Consider the following 20,239-nt stretch of genomic DNA (forward strand, 5'->3'; position numbering starts at 1 on the left):
GTTTCAACTGTGTGGTTTTCAAACTATGTGGCCGTGCGTTTCGACAAATGGCTGTCGAGCAGCGGGGCAATTGCCGCCCACCCGGCTGGGGTCACCAATCCGGCGTGGTCGTACGGCAGATGGTGTACTGCCATGTCCCGGTCCCCGCGGACTCTGCGCCAGCGATCGGCCAGCAGCTGTCCGGACGCCTCGGCGTCGGCGGTGATCAGAGTAACCGGTCCGTCGTAGGTTGTGTCAGTCGAGCGGGCCACGAGCAAACGAGTGGCATCAAAACCCGCCCGAACATCCTCGACCAGTCCCGGTGCCTGAGTGAGGATCTCGGGTGGCAGGGCGGCGGCCAGATCTCGGTCGTCGGCATCGTCGCGACCGCGATCGTCACGATCTCCCAGTGGATGAGTATCGATCAGACCGGCGAACTCCACCCTCTCGCCGATACCGACCAGCTGAGCCGCCATCGCGGCAACGACGTTGCCACCGAACGAGTAGCCGAGCAGGTGGTACGGCCCGCTCGGCTGAACGCCCCGAATCGTGTCGACGTACATCGCTGCCAGTTGGTCCACGTTCGTCGGTTCGAGTGGCTCACCGGCAACTGTGGGAAGTTGCAGGCCGAATAGTGGACGGTCAGCCTCGAGGACACCGATCAAAGGCGCAAAGGGCCAAGCGAATCCACCGGCCGGATGCACGCAGAACAGTGGTTCTTCGCTGCCTTCGGCTCGGAGTGTCAGAAGGCGATCGCGACTTAAATCGATTTCGGACGCCGACTCGCCAAGGTGTGCTGCAAGTTCTGCAACTGTCGGACGGGCCATCAGCGTTCCCACACCGACGCTCACCGACAGGTCGTGCTCCATCTCCCCCACCAGTCGCATGGCTCGAAGCGAGTCGCCGCCGAGATCGAAGAAGCTCTCGTCGGGATCGACGGCCTCGACGCCGAGTACCCGCGCAAAGACCTGGCACAGTTGCCTTTCCATCTCGGTTCGCGGTGCTCGGGCCGCTGCTCGGGCGGGGGGTGCCGGCAACGCACCGCGGTCCAGTTTTCCGTTGGGCGTCAGCGGAATCGAATCCACGACGACGATGTCCGACGGAACCAGGTGTGCCGGTACGCGTTCCCGCAACGCAGCTCGCAGATCGGTTGAATCAGCGCCGGGTTCTTCGATGACGTACCCGACCAGTCGCGGCGGCCCACCGCCTTCGCTACGGACTGACGCTGCCGCTCTCAACACTCCCGGCAACGACGCCAGCGCGGATTCCACTTCACCCAATTCGATCCGAATGCCTCGGATCTTGACCTGATGGTCTGCGCGACCCAGATATTCGAGTTCGCCGTCGCGGCGACGCAGAACGACGTCACCCGTGCGGTACATGCGGTGACCGACCGAGTAGGGATCAGCGACGAATACGGAAGATGTCAGCGCGGTCCGGTGAAGGTAACCCATCGCCGTTCCGTCACCGGACATGTACAGCTCGCCCGCCGCTCCGATCGGAACCTCCCGCAGCCCCGAATCGAGTACCCGCGCGGACGCGTTCAGAATCGGACGACCCAAGCACGGTGTCTCGCTCCCCTGAACCGGGGATCCCATCGCGTTGATCGTGAACTCCGTCGGCCCGTAAAGGTCGTACCCGTCGACACCGTCCTGATCGCGCAATCGCGACCACAGCTCGGCAGGTACAGCTTCTCCTCCGAGCATCACCAATACAGGCGTCCGCTGCCCGTCGAGGAGACCGGCGGCCATCAGTTCCCGTGCATACGAGGGGGTTACATTCACGACGTCGATACCGACTTCGCGGTAATGCTTCACCAGAGACGCGGGGTCCAGTCGCGCCTGCTCGTCGATCACGTGAACTTCATGCCCCGCGAGCAACCAGAACAGTTCCTCCCACGACATGTCGAACGAGAACGAGACTGTGTGCGCGATGCGCAAACGTCGGCCACCCACACTGTTTTCGGTCGGAGTGAAGATCTCGGCCTTGTGATTGTGATACATCGTCGTCAACCCGCGGTGACCCACCACGACGCCCTTGGGTTTTCCGGTACTGCCCGAGGTGTAGATGACGTAGGCAGGCTGGTCCGGTGAGGTCGGCCCGCACACCGCGGCCTCGTCGACTACAGGTGCCGGGGACTGCCCGTCGAGTACCCCGGTTACGTCCGGGTCGTCGAGGACCAGACATACCTGTCCGTCCGGAACAACAAGGTCACGCGTCTGAGTCGTGGTGATCACCAGCGCCGCATCGCTGTCGAGGATCAGTTCGCGCAGGCGTGCCGGCGGGTGAGCCAGATCCAAGGGAAGGTATGCCGCTCCGGTTCTCATGACCGCGAAGATCGCTACGACGTGATCGGCGGTACGCGGAAGTGCGAGCGCCACAACACGGGTCGATCCCGCGCCTGGCACCGACTGCCCCAGCGCCGAAGCGAGTATCCGTGCCAGCCTGTCCACTCGAGTGTTCATCTCGGATGCGCTCAGTGTGACGTCTCCGAAGACCAGCGCCGTCTCGTCCGGAGTTGCCGCTGCCCTTTCGCGGAGCAAGGCGTCCACGCTACCGCCGGCCTGGTCCGGCCGCGGCATCACAATGTGCTCCGAAGCGAATTCCGCGGGGGTGCGCGAAAGCGGAACCGCCGTGTCCGCCACCGTGGCGGTATCGGAATTCGCCATCACTTCGAGGATCGTGATGGTGCGCGAAAGAACGTCCCGAGCCACGTCGTGGGGAATCAGGTCGGGACGATTTTCGAGAGTGAGCGCCATCGGCGCATCCCCGGCACCCGGATCCACGTCGAGCGTGAGCGCATAGTGGGTGCCGTCCACTGCGTCGAACCCGACGATTCCACTGCGCCCGAACGTGTCTCGACGTGCCTGTTCGTCACGAGGCGTGTTGCGGAAGACGTAGAGCGTGTCGAACAGCGTTGCGAACCCAGCGCTTCGCTGCACGTCGCCGAGCCCGAGATGGTGATGCCCCAGCAGCGAACCCTGTTCACGGAACAGGCGTCCGAGCAACGCCGAGATCTCCTCGCCTGGCCGGACCCGGACACGCACGGGAATGGTGTTGAGCGCCAAGCCCACCATGCGGTCGGCGCCCTCGACCTCGGGTGAACGTCCCGAAACCGTCGATCCGAAGACCACGTCGTCACGCCCCGTCACGGCGCGCAATGCCAGGCCCCACGCCGCAGAGACGACGGTGGACAGCGTCACTCCGCTACGTCTGGCCAGCTCGCGAACGTGCTCGGTGATGCTCTGTTCGAGCTGAACGCGGGTGAACACCGGCAACGGAGCGCGTCCGCCTGATCCCGTACCACCCACGAGTGTGGGTTGCTCGAGATCCGCGAGGTAGTCCTTCCAGGACAAGAGGGCGTCCGTGCGATCCGCTTCGGCGATCCATCGCAGGTGATCACGGAAGTCCGCAGGCTTGTCGAGCGCGCCGTCGAGTCCAACCGGGTCCGTGCCGTGAGTGCGAGCAAACTCGTAGAGCGCAAACAACTCCGCGTACATCAAGGTCTGCGACCAACCGTCGGTCAGCAGGTGGTGCTGAGTGAAGACGAGATGCGCTCCCCCACCCGGTAACCAGACCAGCACCATTCGAATGAGTGGTGGTGCACTCAAGTCGAAGAGCGTGCCGAATTCGGCCTCGTCGACGGCGCGAACCTCGCGATCGATGTCCTCGGTCGCAACTGCGCTCAGATCGATCTCGCGGAAAGGCATTTCGGCTGCCCTGGGCACGAACTGCACCGGAGCGTCGAAACCGGCGTGTGTGAAGCCGGCCCGCAGGTTCGGATAGCGCCGCAAGAGCGCATCCCCCGCTGCTCGGAGTGAGCGAACGTCGACGGCAGCATCGGCGGAGAACTCGAATCGCGGCTGCATGTGATAGACATCCGTACCGCCGGCGCCGTCGAAAACCGACTGGAAGTACATGCCTTCCTGCAAGGGACCGAGTGGCAGCACGTCCTGCCAGCCCGGGCTCAGCGACTCGAGCCGTGCCCGACGATCCGCATCGACGGCTACGAGTGGACTCGGCACACGATCCGGCGCGGTGTCGGGCAATGCCTTTCGGTCCACCTTGCCGTTGAGGGTGAGCGGGAGTGCTTCGAGCACCGTGATGCTCTGCGGCACCATGTGCTCGGGGAGCAGCCGCGCAATCTCCTTGCGCACCAGTACCGAATCGAGCGTGGTTCCACCTTCGGGAACCACATATCCGTGCAGACTTCCGGTACCCGCCGCATCGACACGGACGGTGGCTGCCGCGCGGAACACACCGGCCACCGATCCGAGCGCGCCTTCGACCTCGCCGAGCTCGATGCGGAAGCCGCGAACCTTCACCTGATCGTCCGCACGACGAAGGAAGTGCAAAACCCCTCGCCTGCGTCGGACCAGATCACCGGTGCGGTAGAGGCGTGCCCCCGGCAGAGAAGGGTCGGCAACGAACCGAGCTACGGTCAGATCGGGGCGATTCAGGTATCCGCGGACCACCTGCGCACCGCCCAGATACAGCTCGCCCGCAACGCCTTCCGGAACCTCACGCAGGTCGTCGTCGAGGATTCGCACGTGCACGTCGGTCCAGGGCTGACCGATCGTGACTCGGTCGCCGGTCGTGATGACCGAAGATGTCGCCCACACCGTGGCCTCGGTGGGTCCGTAGACATTCCGGACCGAAGCAGCGTTGGCCACCAGATCGTCAGCCAGATCCTGCGGGAGGGCTTCCCCTCCCACCAGGGCTCGCACCATGGCGAGTCCGACTGCGTTCTCGTGTTCGGTGACCACTCGCCACAGCGCCGGCGTTGCCTGCATCACTGTCGCATCGCTTGCGATGATCAACGCCGACAACGCATCCGGATCGCGAACCGTCCTGCGGTCTGCGATCACGACAGTCGCGCCCGCTGCGAGCGGGCACAGCAACTCGAGTGCGGCGATGTCGAACGACACCGTTGTCACCGCGACGATGCGATCGCCGGGCCTGATCCAGCAATCCTCGAGTACCGTGTCCGCGAAGGCCGCGAGGTTGCCCGTCGAGACCATCACGCCCTTGGGGCGACCCGTCGAACCGGAGGTGTGGATCATGTAGGCGAGGTGATCACCCGCCGCGGGCGGTGAAGGAAGCACAACGCCCGAGTTGGTGAACTCACCGTCCACGAAGACACTCGTGGCGACCGTCGACGGAAGTTGCCCGGCGCTGTCGATACTGGTCAGGACACACACCGGGGCCGCGTCCTCGATCATGAACTCGAGCCGCTCACTCGGGTAGTCGACGTCGAGTGGCAGGTACGCCGCACCAATACGCAGTACCGCGAGCAGTCCGGCCACCAGATCCGCATCTCGATCGAGCGCGACGGCGACTACCTTCTCGGGTCCGGCGCCGGCCGCGAGAAGTTCGCGGGCCAGCTCGTCGACGCGCGCCGACAGTTCCCCGTAGGTAATTCCGACCTCGCCGGAGATCACCGCGACGTCGTCGGGGTGACGGCTGACGTGTCGAGCGAACAACTGCGCGATCCCCGACGGCGGCGTCGCGCGTCGGCCCGGGTCGCGATCCGACTTGTTTTCCGCCAGTCGCAGATCCGCGACGACAGTGCTGTTTTCGTGACCGAGGACCGCGATCACACCGTCGAGCAATGCGTCCGCAGTCGCGGCGTCGAACAGCCCGGCATCAACCGTCAATCGAAGTTCTGTTGCGGTTCGGACGAATTCGAGGTCGACGCTCGCTCCGGGCGAGTGACCGACACGGGCAGCGAACAGACTGCTGGTGGGACGCCCGAGTAGATCGGCGATTCGGTCCAGGCTGACATCGGAATGCGCAAGTGCCTCAGAGACAGCGTTTTCGACTCGTCGAACGACATCGGCAATTCTCGGCCGACCGGACAGATCGACCCGAATCAGGCTGTCAGTCCCTTCCGAGAACAGTCCGACCGCAAGGTCCCGACCGCCACCGAAGCCGTTCAGCGTCGCCGCCACTGCGGCCAACAGCACCGCGTCGAATCCTGATCCGTCACCGAACCGAGCATCGCGTAGCTGACGAACGTAGGTGTGCGGGCGGTACTCTTCGCCGCGCGGGCGATCGTAGGGAAGGTCCGTTTCGAGGGGCAAGCCCGCGAGCGTGCGAACCCAATACCGCTCGTGATCAGGATTTCCCGCCACTGCCGGGGCGCGGAACGTCGCCACGGTCACGGCGGGTCGATCGACGACAGCAACCGAATCCGGCGAGAACTTCTTCTGATCGACGCGTGCGGCCATTGCAAGACCGAGGGGGGTCGGGGTGTCGAAGACATCGGAGACGACGACGCGTATTCCCAGCTTCCGCAGACTTCCCACCAACCGCATCGCTGTGAGCGAGTGACCGCCGAGAGTGAAGAAATTGTCACCCGGATCGACGTCGGGAATCTCCAACACCGTTGCGACACAGGCGCACACTGCATCGACGACCGCTGGATCGACATCGATCGCTTGATCAGACGCGGCCGCCTTTTTCGTGACAGCCACCATTTTTGTGACAGCCACCGCATCGGCAACGCGGCGGGTCTGTCGGACAACCGAGAGCACCGCGGATGCGGGAGCTGTCGGCTCGGTCAGCAACCCACGCAGGATCTCCGCGAGCCGTGTGACCATGCGCTGCGCCGTGGCTTCGGAGACAACTGCCGGATCGTGGTACAGGACCAGATCCAGACCGGTGCTCGGCGGCGCCATCAACGTCATCGGATAGTGCGTGACTCCGCGGTTGGTGAATCCCTCGACTCGAAGTGTGTGCGATGCAGGCTGTCCCGCACCGGAGTTCGGGAAGTTCTCGAACACCAGGAGCGTGTCGAACAGTTGACCGATCCCGGCGATGCGTTCGATCTCGGCCAAACTGGTGTGCTCGACGTCCACGATGTCGAACTGCGCGTTCTGCAGACCGACGAACTGATCCAGCAAGGGCTGATCCGCGACGATGTCGAGGCGGGCCGGAATCGTGTTGCTGAACAACCCGACCATTCCCTCCACCCCGGAGAGTTCGGCAGGTCGGCCGGACACCGTGGCCCCGAACACGACGTCCCACTGTCCCGTCGCTTCGGCGAGCGCCGCTGCCCACGCACCCTGAACCAGGGTGTTGACCGTCAGCGCACGCGCACGACCGAGTTCGATCAGCGCTTCGGCGTCCGATGTCGCGAGAGGAACCTCGAGCGCGACGGGCACACTTCGCGGCGCCCCTGCGTCGGCAACGAGAGTCGGCGCGGTGAGCCCACGCAGACGCTCACTCCACACTGCGCGGGCAGAGTCCTGATCACGGCCGGCGATCCATGCCAAGTAGTCGCGATACGGCGTCGGCGCAGGAAGGTGCGCATCGCCGTCGTGGTAGACGTTCATCAGCTCGCGCAGGACGATCGGAGTCGACCACCCGTCGGTGAGCAGGTGATGCGCATTGAGGACCAAACGGTGCACCCCGCCGGGCAGCCGAATCAGCAGCGCACGCAGCAGAGGCGGTGTACTGACATCGAAGACGTAATCGGCGGCCTCGTCCTCGAGCTGATCTGCAGAGCGGAATGCAGTGTCAGCTGGAACGGAGGTCAGGTCGACCGAACGCCACTCGACTTTTGCACCGCGCGGAATGATCTGAACGGGCCGTTCGAACTGCTCGTAGTGGAAAGCTGCGCGTAGGTTCGGGTGCCTGTCGATCACGGTCTCGAACGCGTCGGCCAACTTCACCTCGTCCAACGGGCCGGAGAGGTCGAAGCGTGCAGTAAGGGTATAGACGTCTGCTTCGCCGTCACGGACCGCGTGGAACAGGAGGCCTTCTTGTAGCGGCGACAGCGGAAGTACATCGGCAAGCGGTCCGTGGACGGCTTCGAGTTCGTTGATCCCGGCTTGATCGACCACCGCGCCCTGGCCGAAGATCGTCGCCGAGCAATCGGAAGGCGTCAAACCACCCTCGAAGAGCGCGGCATGCGCGGTCAGTGCAGCGAGCGCACGTTCCCAATGCTCTTGCAGCTCGACGATCGTCGCGGCGTCGAGCACTGAACCCGCCGCAGTCCATTCGACTGCCAGCGTCGTCGAGTCGTCCTCTCGGACAAATGCGTTGAGCGCCAGCACTTCCGACATTGCCTTGCTCGCCGGTTCGATGACCGCGAATGGATCCTGCTCCGGCAATCGCCATCCGGTTCCGGGTAGGGACGGGAAGCGGCCGAGATAGTTGAGCAACAGTTCAGGTGTAGCGCACGCGGAAAGGTCAGGTGCGGTGTCGCGATCCAGATGCCGCAGAACTCCGTAGCCGACTCCACCTCCGGGTACGGCGCGTTTTGCTTCCTTCACCGCACGAAGCAGATGCCCGGCAGCCGCTCCGCCGCTCAGTGCGTCGGCAAGATCGTCTGCGGTGAGCAGTGCATCGGTGGGAACCCGGACGGGGAACTCACTGGTGAACCACCCGATGGTTCCGGCGAAGTCGGTGTCGCTGGTGAGCGCGTCGCGGCCATGGCCTTCGACGGTGACTGTCTGCGCGGGCAGGCCGATGAGGCCGCGGCCGTGCTGCCATGAGCGCAAGGCAAGCATCAAACCCGCGAGAAGCACTTCGTCGGCCTTGGCTCGATACGCCGCCGGAAGCGTGGTCAACAGCGCGTCGGTGACAGCCGGGGGTGCAACAGTTGTCGTGCGAGAGGCGGTTGCGGTGAGGTCGACTTTCGGGTCGAGACGACGACTGCCGATCGGCTCGTCGTCCGCCTGTACCGACGCGGACTTCCAGTACTCGAGCTCCGATGCCATGCTGCCCGAGGTCCCGAATTCTGCGAGCAACCCCGCGTATCGGCGCCACGAACTTCCACCAGCACCCAGCCGGGCCGACCTACGCTCGCGCGCTGCATCGGTAGCTTCGTGGAGGTCTGGAAGCAGAATTCGCCAGGACACACCGTCGACGATCAAATGGTGAGCCACGACGATCAAGTGGTCGGGTCGACCGGCCTCGGTATTGACCAGTACGACTCGCAGGAGTTCACCGGCGCGTGGGTCGAGACTCGCCGCCGACGCCTCCGCGAGCTCTCTGATCCGGGACGGGTCGGAGGTGTCGGACACCTCGTGAACGAGCCCCTCGCTGCGCACCGCGCCGACGTCTCGGACGATCAATTCGGTAGTGCCGCTGTCGTTGTCACGGCGCAGGAGCAGACGTAGAGCGTCATGGTGATCGAGGATCGTCTGCACGCCGGACTGCAGGTCGCCCAGCGAGAGGCCGTCGTCGATGCGCACTGCGGTCCACTGCGCGTAGCCCGCGATTGCCTCGTCTGTCGGATTCTTGTCGATCAGTGCCCGAACGATCGGCGGAGCGATCACGGTGCCGGTCGCCACGTCCGCAACCGAGGCTACGGCGTCGGCGTCATCGGCAATCTCACGCGCCGCAGCGGCGATGGTTCCCAGATCTCGCTGTGCAAGTAGCTCTTTCGGAGCGACGACCAGTCCGCGCACCCGCAGGCGACTGCTGACACTGATTGCCGTGATGCTGTCACCACCGAGGCCGAAGAAATCCTCGTCCACGCCGACGCGCTCGCGGCCGAGCACCTCGGCCACCACGTCGCAGAGGATTTCCTCGTGCGGTGTCGATGCAGCGCGACCTTCCGATTCGGTAGCCGGCGCAGGTAGTGCCGCACGATCGAGCTTTCCGTTCACCGTGACGGGTAGTTCGTCCAGAACGACGATTGCGGCCGGAACCAAATGATCCGGTACGCGAGCGGCGAGATCTCGGCGCAATTCTTCCTGCGGCGGAAGCGTCGTGCCGGCGGCGGCTACAACGTAGCCGACCAGGCTGGGCCGTCCTCCATCCGTACGGATCAGCGCGGCGGCCGCGCCGATTCCGGGCACCGATCCGAGAACAGCCTCGACCTCGCTCAACTCGACGCGATGTCCGCGGATCTTCACCTGCTTGTCGCTACGACCGATGAAGTCGTATCCCCGCCCGGGTACCCAGCGCGCGACGTCCCCGGCGCGGTACATCAGATCTCCCGGAGCCCCGAAAGGATCTGCGACAAAACGCTCGGAGGTCGCGCCGGCGCGACCGAGGTATCCCCTGGCCAATTGCGGTCCGGCCAGATAGAGCTCACCTCGTTCGCCGTCGGCGACCGGTTCGAGCGCGCTGTCGAGCAGGTACGCGCGGGTTCCCGCGAGCGGGTACCCGATACGCGGTCCGGCACCTTCGACCGTGGTCGCGATCGCGTCGACCGTCGTTTCGGTGGGGCCGTACAGGTTTCGAGCGGGAACACCGGATTCGATGATTGCGTCCCACAGTGCGGGCGGTGCCGCCTCGCCGCCCACGACGAGGAGCTGCAACCGCTGCGTACGCAGCAATCCGTTGTCCACCATCGCTGCCGCCATCGACGGCGTCGTGTCGACCACGTCGACGCAATCTCGCTCGAACGCCGCGACCAGGGCAACGGCGTCCTTCTGCAGTTCTTCGTCGTATACGTGCACCCGATGACCACACAGCAGCCACAACAGCTGATCGAGAGACGCGTCGAAGGCGAACGACGCCGTATGCGCGGTGTGCAGTTGCCGGTTTCCGACGCGCGCGGCCGTGTCCCGGTAGATGGTGGCGCGGTGATGGTGAAGCAGGTGCGCCAATCCACCGCTTCTGACCAACACGCCCTTCGGCTTGCCTGTCGATCCCGAGGTGTAGATGACGTACGCCAGGTGATCGCCATGCCGCGCCGTCGCCAGTTCACCGAGTTCGAGTGGAAACTCGGAATGGGCACGGAGTTCTTCGCGCACTTCGTCGGAATCGAGTACGAGCGGGTCGGGTCGAGAATCTCCGACGAGTTGCTCGGCCAGCGCGGAAGTGGTGAGCACCACCTTCGGTTGCGCGTCGTCGATCAGATCCCGCAACCGCTCGGCCGGGTGCTGCGGATCCAGGGCCACGTACGCTGCGCCCGCGTTCAGTGTCGCGAGCAGAGCCACCACCATCTCGGAGGTACGCGGAAGCGCAAGTCCGACAATGTCGTCCGGGCCGACATCGCGAGCCCGAAGCAACCGGGCGAGTTTGTGGACGCGGCCACCGAGTTCTGCGCCTGTCAGACGTTCCTCACCGCACACCAGGACCGTGTCATCCGCATGATCGGCGACGATGCGGTCGAAGACGTCCGGGACGAGGGCGACGGAGCCAGGCACAGGTTCAATTTCACGGCCGGCAAGGATCCGCGCAGCTTCGGGTGCCGGCATCATCTGCACCTGTCCGACGGCAGGGTCTCCCTCCCCCACCATCGCGTTGACGATGCTCACGAAACCAGCGAGGCGACGCTGAACCGAATCCCGAGTGTTGGTGCGCGCGTCCACTTCGAACCCGAGGAGAACTTCGCCGTCCGCGATGGGGGTGACCGTCAAACCCAGGTCCTCGGGCGGACCTCCGGCGACGTTACGTAGTACACCCACAGCGCCGGCGAGATCGAGGGCGAAGTCGAAAGCCTTGAGATTGATTCCGATCCCGTGAAGCAGTGCGCCCGTGCCGGCGACGCCCAGGTCCCGAGCAAGATTCTCACCGCGGTAGCGCTGGTGTGCGCGCAGGCTTTTCATCGTGGCGGCCACCTGCTTGCTCAGGTCACCGAGTCGATCGTGGCTGCGAATCGTCAACCGGAGAGGCAGAACGTTGACTGCCATGGCCGGGGTCTTGAGTGCCGTGCGCCCCACGCGCGCCATGAGTGGCATCGCGATGACAACATCCGTCTCACCGAGCAACCGGTGGAGAAACGCGCCGTAGCAGGCGATCAGTGCCTCGGCCCACGTTGTTCCCGTCGCGTCTGCCACCTCTTTGAGGCGGCCGAGGGCGTCGGCACTGATGACCTCGCGAACCTGGATCGTTCGTTCCGCTGGACCGGTGACCTGCTGGCCCCGTCCGTCCAACGCGGGCAAAGGCGTCAGGACATCACGCCAGTAGTCACGATCTTCGACGAACTGGTTGCCCGCCCGGTACGCCTCGTCCTCGGCGACCAACGCACTCATCGAACCGAATCGCGTTGGCGCGACCTCGGTTCCCTTCTTCGCGGCCGTGTAGTGCGCGGCGACTCGGCGCGAAATCATTGCTGCGCTGTATCCGTCGACGATCAGGTGGTGATAGAGCTGAATGCACCAGATCTCGCGATCGGAGAGCCTGATCAGCGAGTACGTGTAAAGCGGGCGCTCCACCATCAAGCGGCAGTACTCGGACGCCCGGCTGCGCTCGGCGTCGACCAGTGCGTGCGCCACGGCTACGGGATCGCGCTCGTCACGGACGTCGGTGATCGGGATGACGCCAACCGGCTCGTCGGAGATGTACTGACGCGGGCCATCCGCCGTCTCGATCATCCGCAGCCGCATGGTTTCGGCTTCGCCGATCGTCGCCCTGATGGCGGCCGTCAGAAGTTCGGTGTCGATCGGTTCGTCGCCCGAGATTTCGAGCACCTCACCGACGAGATAGCTCCGAGATTCGGGATCAAGCCTCTGTGCGTTCCAAATCCCGAGTTGAGCTCCTGTGAGAGCAAACGTAGCTTCGTTTGCCGCTCCGGAGTTCGAACCTGGAAGAACGCTCACACTGATCCCCTCGTCTGTGGACACACGTCACCCAAGGGTGACCTAACGTCGTTTTGGGTAGCCTAAACTAAATGTCGATGAATCGGGGAATCCGCCTCGCCGGTGACCCGAGAACCGACGGCTCCCGACGCGTTCACCAGAGGACACGAACTTCTACAACCGCTTGCGGGACAGTCTCTTTCGTGAACCGAAACGAGAAAGTGAAGGCTAGTCCATCAGCATTGCTGCGACGGTTCCGCCCAGTTCATAACAACCATCGCGGACAGATTTGTCCACGCTCACAGTCACTTCGAGCGGATCCGCCACCGCGACCAACCCGAGCCCTGTCGCGAGTTTGCGCACCGACGACACGGCACCAGCAGTGTCGTTGTTGCCGTGAACCCACAGGCCGTACGGCCGATCCGACACCGCACCGAGGCATTGGTAGTACGTGGTATCGAAGAAGTATTTCAGCGCGCCCGACATGTAACCGAAATTGGCGGTGGTACCGAAAAGATAGCCGTCAGCAGCGAGGACGTCGGGCACCGTCGCCGCCAACGCCGGCACCACCTTCACCTCGACGCCCTCGATCTCGGGATCGCGAGCCCCGGCCAGGACTGCATCCAACAATTCGTGGGTTGTCGGCGAGGGCGAGTGGTGAACCACCAACAAAGTCTTCACGCACCTGACAATACGGCGACGGGTGGCGCACCCGTCGCCGTTCACGCCTACGCCGAAACCGTTTCCGCGCTCATCGCCTTGACCAGGTCATCGGTTCGGGTGACCGAGGCGCAGCGCCCGGCCGCGTACTCGAGGGCGCCGACATGCTCGCCCAGGGAGAAGTCGGCCACCGCGTCGCCCACGAAGAAGATCTGCACGTCTTGCATGAACCCGTCCAAAGCGGTAGTCAGGCAACCGATGTGGGCATAGATTCCGGTGATGATCAGCTGGTCACGCCCACTCTCGCGCAGCCGCTCACGCAGATCCGTTTTGATGAAGGCGCTGTAGCGCCATTTTGTGAGCATCACGTCGTCCGGATGCGGAGCCAACTCGGCGATCACGTCGGTGTGAGCGGGATCTGCCTTCAGACCCGGTCCCCAGAAATCCGACAGCAACGCACGCTCCTCGGGATCCTGATCACCGGGTTGCGCGGTGTAGACGATCGGGATTCCGGCAGCTCGCGCCGACGAACGAAGCCGGTCGATGTTCGGAACCACGGTTTGGAGCGGGTCGACGCTTCGGTCGTACGCGTTCACGAAATATTCCTGCATGTCGTGCAGAAGCAGCACCGCTCGGGAAGGATCGAGAGTCCAGTCGACCCGATTCTGCGGAAACTCGGTGGGCATCTCGTATCGCACTGCTGTGGGTAGCGCCATGATGAATCTCCTCGAAAATGTGGGGGTGGGAACCGATCAACTCGACAGAGTCTGTGCGGCAATCGATTCGCTGAGAACACGGCGCAAGGCCGCCTTGCTGGTCTTTCCGACGCCGGTGACGGGGAACTCGGTCACGAACTCCACTCGATCCGGAACCTTGTACGCCGCAACGCCTCGGCCTCGTATGTATCGCTTGATCTCGCCGACGGTCGGTGCATCTCCGGAAATCACCAGAACGGCGCAGGTTCGCTCGCCCAGGTACTCGTCGGGAACAGCGACGACGGCCGCATCGTGGACAGCAGGATGCGAGAGCAGGTGGTTCTCGATCTCCTCGGCGGCCACCTTCTCGCCGCCGCGGTTGATTTGGTCCTTTGCGCGGCCCTCGACAATCAGGTGTCCCGTATCGGTGACGCTGACCAGATCGCCGGTGCGATAGAAACCTTCGGCGTCGAAGACCTCGGCATTGTGCGCATCCGCCCGGTAATAGCCACGGATCGTGTATGGCCCCCGAGTCAGTAAGTGCCCCGTGGTTCCGGGCTCGACGAGCGCGCCATCGTCATCGACTACACGAACCTCGTCGTCCGGTGAAATGGGCCGGCCCTGCGTGCTGACGATCAATTCTTGCGTGTCGTCGAGGCGGGTGTAGTTGACCAAACCCTCAGCCATGCCGAACACCTGCTGAAGGGTGCAGCCCAGCTCCGTGGGTACGCGTGCGGCAGCTTCGGCGCTGAACTTCGCTCCGCCGACGCCGAGAACCCGCAAGCTCGACAGGTCGTGATCTGCCTTGCTGGGGGCGGCCATCCAGGCCAATGCGATCGGTGGAACCAGCGACGCGTGCGTGACTCGCTCTGATTCGATCAGACCGAAAGCTGTGGACGGCATGGTGTCCGGCGCCAGAACCAGGGTGCCGCCCGCGTGGAAGACACCGAGAATGCCCGGCGAACTCATCGGAAAATTGTGCGCAGCAGGGAGAACCACCAACATGCGCGTCGAATCGTCGACGCCGCAGATCGGGTTGGATGCCCGCACCGAGTAGAGGTAGTCGGCGTGCGTTCGCGGAATCAGCTTCGGAACACCGGTCGTGCCACCGGAAAGCTGAAGAAAGGCGACCGACAACGGATCGACGTCGGCAAGAACGGGAATCTCGTATCCGCGTAGCGAATCGAAACCGACAAACTCTTCGGGGTCACCGGCCACGATCACAACAGGCGGAGTCTCGAGGCCTTCGTTCACCTCACGCGCCAGTGCGCGGTAGTCGAACCCGCCATGACGGTCTGCGACGATATAGGCAGCGACATCAGCGAACTGGCAGAAGTATCCGATTTCGGTTCGGCGATGCGCCGGCAACCCGAATACCGGCAGGGCGCCGAGCTTCAACACACCGAACAATGCTTCGACGTATTCCACGATGTTCGGTAGCTGCAGAAGCACACGGTCACCGGCGCGAACACCCAACCCGGACAGGCCTCCGGCCACTGCCGAGCTGCGACGATCGAGGTCGATATACGTAAGCCGTGTTTGTGCCCCAGTGGCATCGCTGCCTACCACCGCTTCGTTGTCGGGATGCCGTGCGGCCGCGGCCGTGATGAATCCGGCCAGCGTCTCGTCAGTCCAATAGCCTCGTTCCCGATAATGCGTCACCAATTCGGGTGGATACTGTGCGACGGGCGCCAAGGGCTCGCGAGCGATCCTCGATGTCATGCAAGTGACTCCTCTTCGAAAGTGCTGTCAGCAAATACATCTCACGCTTTGAGCGTCGCTCCGCCGTCGACGTACAGCGCCTGCATGGTGATGTGGGCCGCCCGGTCGGACAGCAGGAAGTGCACCGAGTCCGCGATATCGTCTGCGGTGGCAAGTTTTCCGAGCGGAATGCCCAGGCGATAACCCGCCAGATTGCCTTCGATGACCGCGTCGGCACCCGAATCGTCGGAAGGGTCCGACCACAATGACCGCTGCATCGCTGTGTCTGTGGAACCCGGAGCGACAACGTTGACACGAATCCCGTCGACAGCCAACTCCAGGCCCGCGGTTCGAACCAACATGGTGGCAGCAGCTTTGGACGAACCGTAAGCACCCATCCCGATACGTGGGACACCGGCCGCGTTGGACGAGACCACCACGATCGACCCGGCCCGCCGGCGACGCATTTCCAGTCCCACACTTTGCAGAACGTTGAGCAATCCGAATACGTTGACGCCGAATATCTTCCGCCACTGGTCTGGATCGGAGTCAAGCACCGATCCGGTGTCCAGAATTCCGGCGACGTGCGCGAGCGCGTCGATCCGGCCGAACGTATCCATCGTGGAGGCCACTGCAGCGTCGACTGCCTGCCGATCGGTCACGTCCACGACGTGACTCTCGATATCGGCGCCTTCGACGATTGCTTCTGCCAATTCCGCAGTTGCCCGCTTCAGTTCGACGTCGTCGCGATCGAGAAGTGCCAGCGAATACCCGTCGCGCGCAAGAGTCCGGGCCACTGCGGCGCCGATCCCCGCCGCCGCACCGGTGACTACGGCAATTCGGCGATCGCTCACTGCGGGCACAGCACCTGAACCCAGGCATTGATGGTCGGTTCTTCTGCCAACTCCGCGAAGTCGGCATCCGCGCCCGCTCCTCGCCAGCGTTCGACGAGCGTCATCAAGCGAACCGAGTCCAGGCCTTCGTCACCCAGGTCCGCGTCGTCGCCGAGTTGTTCTGCCCTCATCGACAGAACCTCGGCGACGTCGCGCACGATCTGGTCACGGTCCACGGTGTTGCTCATCGGTCTCCTCGAGTAGTGGTCGACGCGCTCAGATCGAGCCAACCCACCCCTCGTGTCGACCCCGTCCGCACGCCTTTACTTTAGGCCAGCCTAACCATAACGGTACGGAAGTACACAACCCGGATGCTCACGACACAAATTCACCCGAACTAAGGCTAGCCTCAACATAGCAAGTAATCCTGTCGAACTGGAAGGGTGTCCATGTCAGCACTCGCCGAAGTCTCCGAATTCCCGTTGCGCAACAACCGGACTGACAATGGAACGAACTCCGTTTTCCTGCTCTCACGTAGGCAAACGTCGATCCGCACTTCGGGAGTAGTCGAAGAATTCGACTCCGCCTTCGACGCCGCTGAAGCCCTCAAAACGGGCCGCATCGACTCGGTCGTCGGCGCCCTGCCGTTCTCACCGGAGACGCCGTCCGCCCTCACCGCGCCACTGAGTTTCACACGAATCCGCGGTGATCTATATCACTCGAACGTACCGACGCTACCCACTTCGCGGGTAGCCGGATTCGAACCCAGCCCGCAGATCCACACCGACAGAGTCCGCGGCGCCATCGAACGTCTTCGAGCAGGCGAACTCGACAAAGTTGTCCTCGCACGCTCCCTGACCATCGAGGCCGAGTCCACGATCTTTCCCGCCGCTCTGGCCGAGAAACTGATTGCACTCGATCACGCGCACAACGGTTTCTGCGTCGACTTGTCCCCCGCCGGAGGAAAGTACCGCGGGCGTTCGCTGGTCGGCTCGACACCCGAGGTTCTGATCGAACGGCGAGGCGACGTCGTCACCTGCCACCCCTTGGCGGGCTCGATTGCACGGCACCCGAATTCGGATCAGGACGAGGCGAATGCCGAGCAACTCCGCGCGTCGACCAAAGATCTCGCCGAACACGCGTTTGTCGTCGACTCCATCAGCGCGATACTCGGACCACTGTGCACATCATTCACTGCACCCAGCGCACCGGAACTCCTTCGGACACCGCAACTGTGGCACCTCGGGACCAAGATCGAAGGTGTCCTGGCCGATCCGAGCCTGACCTCGCTCGAGCTGGCAATGGCGCTGCACCCGACCCCCGCTATCTGCGGAACACCGACGGGCGCCGCACGCGAGCACATCACCGCGACCGAAGGGGACCGCGGGTTCTACGCCGGTGCCGTGGGCTGGTGCGACCGAACCGGAGACGGCGAGTGGATGGTGGCTATTCGTTGCGCCGAGATTGCAGCAGACGGCCTCTCGGCGCGGGCGTACGCAGGCGGCGGAATCGTCGCTTCCTCCGATCCGGAAATCGAGCTGATAGAGACCAGTACAAAATTCCGCACGTTACTCAGTGCGTTCGACCTCGCTGAACATCAGCTCTGACCAGGCATCACTTCTTCGAGGTGTTCAGGGCAATCGCGGCGTGAACGAGTGCCTTGAACGCCTTTTCGTCGACGGCTTCACCTTCGTGAAAATCGATCGCCCGTCTCGTATTGCCCTCGAGGCTGGAGTTGAAGAGACCTGAGGCGTCGTCGAGTGATGCGCCTTTGGCAAAAGTCACCTTCACTGCACTCTTGTAAGTCTCACCGGTACAGATCATTCCGGCGTGGTACCACACGGGAACTCCTCGCCACTTCCATTCCTCCACCACATCCGGATCCACCTCTTTGATCAGAGTTCGTATCCGGGAGAGCATCTCGCCCCGCCAGTCTCCGAGTTCCTCGATTCGCTGGTCGATCAACTGAGACGGGGAATCTGCGCCTTGCTTTTCGGAATCACGCTTCGCCATCGCTTCGTCACTTCCTGCTCGTTGCCGCCGATCTCCGGTGAGTCGAGTATCCCCTCCTGCACCAACATTCACTCAGCGAATCACTGACGCATCACGACGTCCCGGCATGCGCGATTTCTTGGAATTCGGACAAAGTGAGACGGACGTCCAGTATTCTCTGGGTACTAAGTCCCGATTCTTCGGCCCGGAGGACTGCATCGTGATGTGGAATCGCCCGCTCGCCCATTCAGTCGGTGCGGCTGCCGGATCGGTTCTTCTCGCCGCAGCAGTCGTCGGCGTTCACACTGTTCCGGCGGCGGCGCAACAGGCCGCGCGCGTCTTCGACGTACTGTGCACACCCACCGATGCAGGCCTTTACGAGCTGTCCGGACTCACCGTCACCGCGGCCGGGATATACGCAATCGGCGACAGCGGTTCCGATGATCGAGTCGCCGAACTCGATTCGAACTGCCACGTTCAGCGCTGGATCAACGTGGGCACCCCTCGTGTCGATATCGAGGATCTCTCGTCGACTCCCGACGGCCACCTGTGGCTGGCAGACATCGGCGACAACAACGCGGTACGAACGTCGATCGGGCTGATCGAACTCGATCCGACTTCAGGTGCCGCGACCTCCTACCCCCTGGTTTATCCGGACGGGGCGCACGATGCCGAGACACTGCTGATCCAGAGCAACGGGCTTCCCGTCATCGTCACCAAGGATTACCTGGGCGCAAGCGTGGTCTACACAACCGCTGAACGACAGCAGGTTCAGGATCTGAGTACGGCGTCGCCGACCATGTTGGCCAAGGTAGGTCAGCTCAGATTTACTCCCACCCTCACTTCCGGTGGACCGGTCCCCCATGCCGGAACGATGGCTGTCACCGGAGGCGCCGTGAGCAAAGACGGCACGGTGGTAGCGCTGCGCACCTACACCGATGTCTACCTCTACACAGCTCCCGACGGCGATGTCGCGAAAGCCTTGACCACCAATCCTATTCGTGTGCCCCTTCCCGACGAGCCACAAGGTGAAGCGATCGCGTTCGACGCGGCCGGTGATCTGATCAGTGGCTCCGAGGCATACCAAGGGCCGCTGCCTCCGCTCCGAATTCTTCGAGGCGCCAGTGACATCGCGCGCTCGGGCGGAACCACAAGCTCTCTCGGGTCGTAGTCGATTCACGTCTCGGGAAAGCGGACAGGCGCCGCTATCATGGCCGAGTGAACAAACAACTTCGAGCAACAGTGGCGATCTCGACAGTTCTCGCGCTGGCTTCGTGCGCGAATTCTCTCGAAGGAACACCTCGACCGGATGCGTTTGTTCCGAGCGTCGACAATCCGGATCCGTCCGAATCCATCGACGGAGTTGTCACGGTCGACTACCCGGCAGCTCAACACGTACGGCCGAACGAACGTGTGGCGTACACACATTCACCGCCCTTCGGTGGTCGCCATGATTCGGTCTGGGCAAACTGCACCGGAGTTGTCTACCCGCAAGCCATTCGAACCGAGAATGCGGTCCATTCCCTCGAGCACGGGGCAGTGTGGATCACGTACAACCCCGACCTGGTCTCGAGTGAGGATCAGGCGCGCTTGGCACAGCGAGTCGAAGGCATGAGCTACACCTTGATGTCGCCGTATCCGACCCTGGATTCGCCGATCTCGCTGCAGTCCTGGGGCCGTCAACTCAAACTCGACAACGCTGAGGACGCTCGCATCGATCAATTCGTCTCGGCGCTACGAGTCAACCCGAACACGTATCCCGAAGTGGGCGCGACGTGTTCGGTGCCGATGACTAGCTTCGACCCGAACAACCCGCCGCCATTCGACCCCACCACTCCGGATCCGTCTTCTCCCGCAACAGTTCCGGAGCGGTAGCATCCCAGCAGACCCCTGT

The 20,239-nt window shown here is 63.4% G+C and carries 10 protein-coding genes; 3 read left to right on the plus strand and 7 right to left on the minus strand.

The genetic code is table 11. The features are described from left to right. Positions 1–23: 23 nt before the first annotated feature. From ACKAMS_RS13685 to ACKAMS_RS13710, 6 genes are all read right to left on the minus strand, one after another. A complete protein-coding gene (locus ACKAMS_RS13685) occupies positions 24–12,485 on the minus strand; it encodes an amino acid adenylation domain-containing protein (protein WP_408989130.1) in 12,462 nt (4,153 codons plus the stop codon). 207 nt (positions 12,486–12,692) lie between these two features. After that, on the minus strand, positions 12,693–13,145 hold the full coding sequence (locus tag ACKAMS_RS13690) for a flavodoxin family protein (RefSeq protein ID WP_021333576.1): 453 nt from the start codon (positions 13,143–13,145) through the stop codon (positions 12,693–12,695). 47 nt (positions 13,146–13,192) lie between these two features. Further along, on the minus strand, positions 13,193–13,840 hold the full coding sequence (locus ACKAMS_RS13695; RefSeq protein ID WP_019748152.1) for an isochorismatase family protein: 648 nt from the start codon (positions 13,838–13,840) through the stop codon (positions 13,193–13,195). 36 nt (positions 13,841–13,876) lie between these two features. Continuing rightward, complete coding sequence (locus ACKAMS_RS13700; protein WP_408989131.1) at positions 13,877–15,541, minus strand: (2,3-dihydroxybenzoyl)adenylate synthase; 1,665 nt, start codon at positions 15,539–15,541, stop codon at positions 13,877–13,879. A gap of 41 nt (positions 15,542–15,582) precedes the next feature. Further along, entirely contained in the window at positions 15,583–16,383 is an 801-nt protein-coding gene (locus ACKAMS_RS13705; RefSeq protein ID WP_021333573.1) for a 2,3-dihydro-2,3-dihydroxybenzoate dehydrogenase, read from the minus strand. Beyond that, complete coding sequence (locus ACKAMS_RS13710) at positions 16,371–16,601, minus strand: phosphopantetheine-binding protein (RefSeq protein ID WP_003942230.1); 231 nt, start codon at positions 16,599–16,601, stop codon at positions 16,371–16,373. The genes ACKAMS_RS13705 and ACKAMS_RS13710 overlap by 13 nt, the downstream gene beginning before the upstream one ends. Positions 16,602–16,802: 201 nt before the next feature. Here ACKAMS_RS13710 and ACKAMS_RS13715 point away from each other — a divergent pair, with 201 nt between their 5' ends. Continuing rightward, positions 16,803–17,960: an isochorismate synthase MenF gene (locus ACKAMS_RS13715; RefSeq protein ID WP_408989132.1), complete on the plus strand. Its 1,158-nt coding sequence runs from the start codon at positions 16,803–16,805 to the stop codon at positions 17,958–17,960. 7 nt (positions 17,961–17,967) lie between these two features. Here the strand turns inward: ACKAMS_RS13715 and ACKAMS_RS13720 are convergent, their stop codons facing one another. After that, the gene (locus ACKAMS_RS13720) at positions 17,968–18,366 is read right to left on the minus strand and encodes a DUF1801 domain-containing protein (RefSeq protein ID WP_020907486.1); all 399 of its coding nucleotides are present in this window, start codon (positions 18,364–18,366) and stop codon (positions 17,968–17,970) included. 106 nt (positions 18,367–18,472) lie between these two features. On the opposite strand from ACKAMS_RS13720, the gene ACKAMS_RS13725 reads away from it, so the two are divergent. Both ACKAMS_RS13725 and ACKAMS_RS13730 read left to right on the plus strand, forming a co-directional pair. Continuing rightward, the gene (locus tag ACKAMS_RS13725; protein WP_408989133.1) at positions 18,473–19,516 is read left to right on the plus strand and encodes a hypothetical protein; all 1,044 of its coding nucleotides are present in this window, start codon (positions 18,473–18,475) and stop codon (positions 19,514–19,516) included. Positions 19,517–19,563: 47 nt separating this feature from the next. Next, positions 19,564–20,220 carry a DUF3105 domain-containing protein gene (locus ACKAMS_RS13730; protein WP_019748146.1) on the plus strand — a complete coding sequence of 219 codons (657 nt, stop codon included), beginning with the start codon at positions 19,564–19,566 and terminating at the stop codon, positions 20,218–20,220. The last annotated feature ends 19 nt before the right edge of the window (positions 20,221–20,239 follow it).

Origin of the sequence: Rhodococcus sp. 5A-K4 (assembly GCF_046097995.1) — a bacterium.
Lineage (GTDB): Bacteria > Actinomycetota > Actinomycetes > Mycobacteriales > Mycobacteriaceae > Rhodococcus_F > Rhodococcus_F erythropolis.